Below are 5057 nucleotides of genomic sequence, written 5' to 3'. Positions count from 1 at the left end.
ACACGCAAAAACCACTCCGCCAAACCGCCCGACTGCCAGGACGTTCGTACGCCATGGAGCCAGCCGTACGCTGATGGACGGGCGGGCTGTCGCCACGACTGTCCTACGACCCGGCCGCACCTCACCTCATCCCGCGTTCCCGTTCGCTGGAGCGGTGCTCGCCCGCGTGCTTCTTCTTCAGCTTTTCCAGCACGCGCAGCAGGCCTTCGGAAACATCATACCAACCCAGCGCTTGCGGGCGATGGTCCTTGATGGGCTTGGCGTCCTTGGGCAATGCGATCAGATGATTCAGTCGGCCGCTGGCCTTCCACTGACAGCGATGCAGGATCACCGGCACCACTTCAGCAGTGCCCTCCTCGCGGCGTTTCAGAGCGCGGGTAATCTCCACGCGGTTGATGTAGTCGGAGGTCAGGGAGTGATCGCTCACCAGCAGCACAAAGACATCCATTTCCTCCAGTTGCTCCGTGATGCCACGGTTCCACTCCTCCCCTGCCGTGAGATCCCGATCCAGCCAGTACTCCACCAGACCGGCGGTTTGCAGCACCTTGAGCTTGAGCACGAGCTGATCCTTCGCAGCGTCATCGTGGTGGGAGTAGCTGATGAACACACGCGGCTTCCACACGTCCGTGCGGGCATCCTGCACGGTCAGGCGGTTGTTCTCAGCGGTGGCATTGATCTCTACAATCCCTTGCGGCGTCAGCATGTCCATTTCAGGACGGCCCTTCTTCTCCGCCTTCTCCAGTCCCGTCACCGGCATCCACACTTCCGGGGCGCGTTGCAGTTGCAGTTCCTCCAGCGGATCCAGACCACGAATCTCCGCATTCAATGAGCGCATCTCCGTTTGAATCGTACCCGCGAGACGCTGGCGGTCCACCTCCGGTCCCAGAATCGTGGCGGTGATACAGCGGTCTGTCACATCAGCACGCACCACGGCGCGGGCCTGCCCCAGCTCCAGCAGCGTGCCGTTCAGCCAGCGCGCCAATCCTTCGCTCAGCGTATGCGTGCGGGTGATGAAGCGTGGCACCAGTCCTTCTGGCAGTGCTGCATACGTCCAGCGCAGACGAGTGGCCTCGCCCTGCCATTCCGGGGCCAGCGCGGGCTGGGAGTCCGCCAGAGCTTGCGGCACCAGCCAAAGGTTTTCCTCGTCCTCTTTTAGCGGAAATGCTAGGTCGTAATTCTGCATCAGGCGGATGAGGAACATGACCCGGCGCTCTTCCTCCTGCGGTAAGGTGCGACATGCCGCTTCGAGGGACAATACGGCACGTTTATTCGGTGCTTCACGCAGAAGAAGGTAGATGCCGTCCGTGACCCAATGAGGATTCAGCACTGTGGTATCTCGCAGGCGTTCATCATCGCCATAGTTCAGCGCCAGACCCAGGCGGTGCAGATTGCGCGCCATGATCCGCTGACGCTCCTTGTCCGTCACACCCACGGCGGCGCATACCTTTTCAAAGACTGAGTAGTCGAGGTGGTTCGTCTGCTGCTCCTTCCAGTGTTTCCGCAACGCCTCTTTAACTAGGAAATAGTCCGCACCGGTTTTCTCACGAACGCCAGCATCGCTGCCGATGATCTCCTCCAGCTTCGCCTTCAGTTCCGCGATGCCGCGGCCGGCTTCGCAGTCCGTCTCCTTGAAGCCAACGATGAAGGGATACTTCTCCCGCAGCGCCTCGCGGTCTAACCTCACTGGCGCTGTGGCCGATTTGTTCAGGACCACGAGCACCTTAGAGGTTACACCGTCCTCGCTACCAAAAGCGCGGATCAGTCGCAGCCAATACTCCGCATCCTCCCGCTGGCTGTCCTCCCGTGCGGTGAGAACCAATACATACACACTGCGTGCGCTGAGGAAAAATTGATGCGTCGCATGCGCAATCACCTGCCCGGCAAAATCCCACACATGCACCGTCACTTCATCTCCACCCGGACAAGGCAGCTTCCAGTCCTGCAGAGCGATGCCCGTGGTGGACTCCTGCTGCTTGTCAAAGGTGTCGCGCATCAGCCGCTCCACCAGACTCGTCTTTCCCGCACCACCACGCCCAACCAGCATCATTTTCACTTCATTGAGAGGGCGGGCGGTAGCCGTGCGCTGGGAGAAGTAGTAGTCGAGGATTTCCTTGGGGTTGATTGGCTTGACATTATCTGAAGCAACTTTTGCCCATGTTGGTCCAAGCACGTTGTTCGACAGTCTCAGACCAGGATTGCCATGAAGATATAGTCCTTTCAGCCGCATGAGCTGCCCGACTTCTGGCGGCAGGGTGCTTAGTTGGTTATTTTCGAGATCAAGCTGCGTGAGTGCGGTGAGCTGGCTGATCTTCGATGGCAGAGTGCTGAGTTGATTATCGTGTAAGTAAAGATGAGTGAGAGTAGAGAGTTGTCCAATCTCTGATGGCAGTGTGCGGAGCTGATTGTTTTGAAGGTAAAGTTCCGCGAGCATAGAGAGCTGCCCGATCTCCGATGGCAGCGCGCGGAGCTGATTGTTTTGGAGGTGAAGATTTGTGAGCCGAGAGAGATGCCCGATCTCTGATGGCAGCGTACAGAGCAGATTGTTTTGAAGGAAGAGTGCCGCTAGACCATGGAGCTGGCCGATTTCTGGCGGTAGGATGCTGAGCTGGTTGTCATGAAGGGGGAAATCGCTAAGTGTGGTGAGCTTACCTATCTCCGGCGGCAGAGTGCTGAGCTGGTTATGGTGGAGGCGAAGACTCGTGAGCGTGGTGAGCTTGCCGATTTCCGGTGGCAGCGTGCTTAGCTGGTTGTTGGAAAGGTAAAGATTCGTGAGCGCGGTGAGCTGGCCGATTTCCGATGGCAGTGTGCTTAACTGGTTGTTAAAGAGGTAAAGATACCTGAGCGCGGTGAGCTGGCCGATTTCCGGCGGCAGCATGGTCAGGCCGATGCCGCTCAAATCTAGGAACATTTTCCTATCGCCCTTCAGCTTCCATTCCTCAATCCTCCTTATCGCCTCGTCATAGGCTTCCTGGGCTTCGGGTGTCATCTTCGGTCTCGGCATGCCAGAAGGTGAATGGCTCAGGCCGGATGTCGAGTCTGGAGAAAGTGGAAGGGCGGAGGGGCTGGGGTGTGGGCCGTTGCCACGGCTTGCCATGATCTGGTGCACCGGCCAGCAGGGAAGCTGCGGCTGCGGTTTCAGTTTCACGCTTCCCAACCATTTCATCCTCTTTTCATGAACCAGCGAAACCAGCAAAACCAACGAAACCGGGGTTTTGAGGGTTTTGTTGGTTTTGCTGGTGCTTTTAAAAAGGGGGAGATGTTTTTGTGCGGGTGCGGCGGGTGGCTGCCAGAGTCTTGATGAGGGTGGGGATTCCAAGAATGTGGGGCCGCGAGAAGGGCTCTGGATTGGAAAGGAAGTGCTCCTCCTGGCAGAGCATACCTTTTGCACCTGATTCATAGAAGGAGCATTGTAGGCCAGTGCAGATGAAAACCTTGGTTCTACCCACTTTCTGGTACGCAAGTGCGGCAGGGGCCTTTGCCGGTGTTCTGGCATTGGCGCATCACTTTGGTATGCATGGGTTCCTGGCACTCCTTCTGGCGTGGGCTGTCGCCATCTTCACGGCGCTGCTCGTAGGCAGGCTGGCCGTGTGGATCAAACCTGATCTCAGGTTTAGCACGCGTGTGCCTACGGATGGCCTTGGCTACCTTCATCAGCCATTCGATGCCGTGGTTTATATCACGCTCATGGCAGGGCTGGCGCTGGTGGTTTCTTTTTTCTTCAAAGGATGACATGACCCATTGGCACACTGGCCACACAGGTGTGCAGGCGGAGACGCTGCATGGAAGTACGATAGGCACTCCTGCCTGTCGGCCAGCGCTCACACTGGCTCCCTCGTCATCAATTGGGTGAATGTCATCGAACAACGGTGCCAGGACTCCGCCGAAGGGTGAGTTGCCCAGGCGGGCATGATGTGCCGCTTTGACCGGTTGTTACTGCCACAGATCCTTTTGGCATTCAGCGTGAGCTTGGAGTGTTTGCGGTGCCGCTGATCGACAGACAGGAGTGTCTGTCGTACTCCAGAGGAGCCTGCGGCTCTGCCTGAGCATCTTTTGCATAACCCAATCACCAGGAGGGATTATCACCTGGCCTGCCATCCCATTCCCCCCGTTTTCAAAACATCTCCTCCTTTTTAAAAGCACCAGCAAAACCAGCAAAACCCCCAAAACCGGTTTTGCGGGTTTCGCTGGTTCATCTGGCCGGACTTGCGGCGTTTTTTGCCTGCGGATTGAGATGGTAGGTTGTGGTAGGACGGCCGCCTTGAGAACCGGACGGTTTCACGGTGGCGATGAGCCAGCGATGCTCCGCCAGAAGCTCGCAGGCGCATTCCGCATCCTCGGTAAGGGTGAGGCCGCTCCAGCCCTTATTGCGCACATCGCGTACTCTAAACTCACTCGGCAGCCCCGCCGTCCCATCGCACAGCTTTTTGAGCAACGTATGCACGGCGGTGCTCTCCGCCACGGCGCCGGAGGCGAAGACGCGGGCGGCGTGGCTTTCCAGGTAGCGGGCCCAGGAGAGGGCGCGTTGCAGGGCGGAGAGGCTGACGTCTCCGCCGGGGATCTCTGCTGCGTGGATGAGCAGGGCGAGCGCGGGCACGAGCTTGCGGTACTTGCCCAGGTGCGCCTCCATGGCGGGTGCCAGCGTGCCGCTGCGCAGGCGGTGCTCCAGATCGTGCCGCCAGGTGCCGAAGAGCTCCTGAGCCTCGGGCGCAAAGCGGTAGGTGGGGATGCCATCGCGACCTGTTTTGAGGCCCTTTTGCGTGAGCTGCGCGGTGGTGATGTTTTCGAAGGTGTGAAACACATCGGTGGCCTCCCACTCGGCCTCGGAGTCCAGCGGGCGGTCGATGTCTTCCCAGTGCTTGCTCACGTCCGGCCAGACCATGAGCGAGAAGCGCTGCAGGAAGCCATCGGCACCTGCGGTGTGGCCATTGGCCGCACGCACATGGCTGGCAATGACGCCGGGCTGGATGCTGCCGAGCAGGCTCACGGCGCAGGATTCAATGTGCCTGCGGCCACGACCAATGCGGTCAAAGGTGAAGCCTTCCTTGCCGCTCCAGGCC

The 5057-nt window shown here is 58.9% G+C and carries 3 protein-coding genes; 1 reads left to right on the top strand and 2 read right to left on the bottom strand.

Annotation, left to right across the window (positions count from 1 at the left end):
* Positions 1-121: 121 nt before the first annotated feature.
* Complete coding sequence (locus WAW39_RS22655; RefSeq protein ID WP_422321435.1) at positions 122-3001, bottom strand: COR domain-containing protein; 2880 nt, start codon at positions 2999-3001, stop codon at positions 122-124.
* A 422-nt stretch (positions 3002-3423) separates the two neighbouring features.
* Between WAW39_RS22655 and WAW39_RS22650 the strand changes: the two genes are divergently transcribed.
* On the top strand, positions 3424-3729 hold the full coding sequence (locus WAW39_RS22650) for a hypothetical protein (protein ID WP_422321434.1): 306 nt from the start codon (positions 3424-3426) through the stop codon (positions 3727-3729).
* Positions 3730-4189: 460 nt separating this feature from the next.
* Here the strand turns inward: WAW39_RS22650 and WAW39_RS22645 are convergent.
* Positions 4190-5057 (bottom strand): DUF3987 domain-containing protein (locus WAW39_RS22645; RefSeq protein ID WP_422321433.1); only part of this gene is annotated, 868 nt, incomplete at its 5' end.

The sequence above is a fragment of the Prosthecobacter sp. genome (assembly GCF_049294395.1).
GTDB lineage: Bacteria > Verrucomicrobiota > Verrucomicrobiia > Verrucomicrobiales > Verrucomicrobiaceae > Prosthecobacter.
The sequence above is the reverse complement of the archived record's forward strand: the minus strand, read 5'-3'. Positions and strand labels throughout refer to the sequence as shown.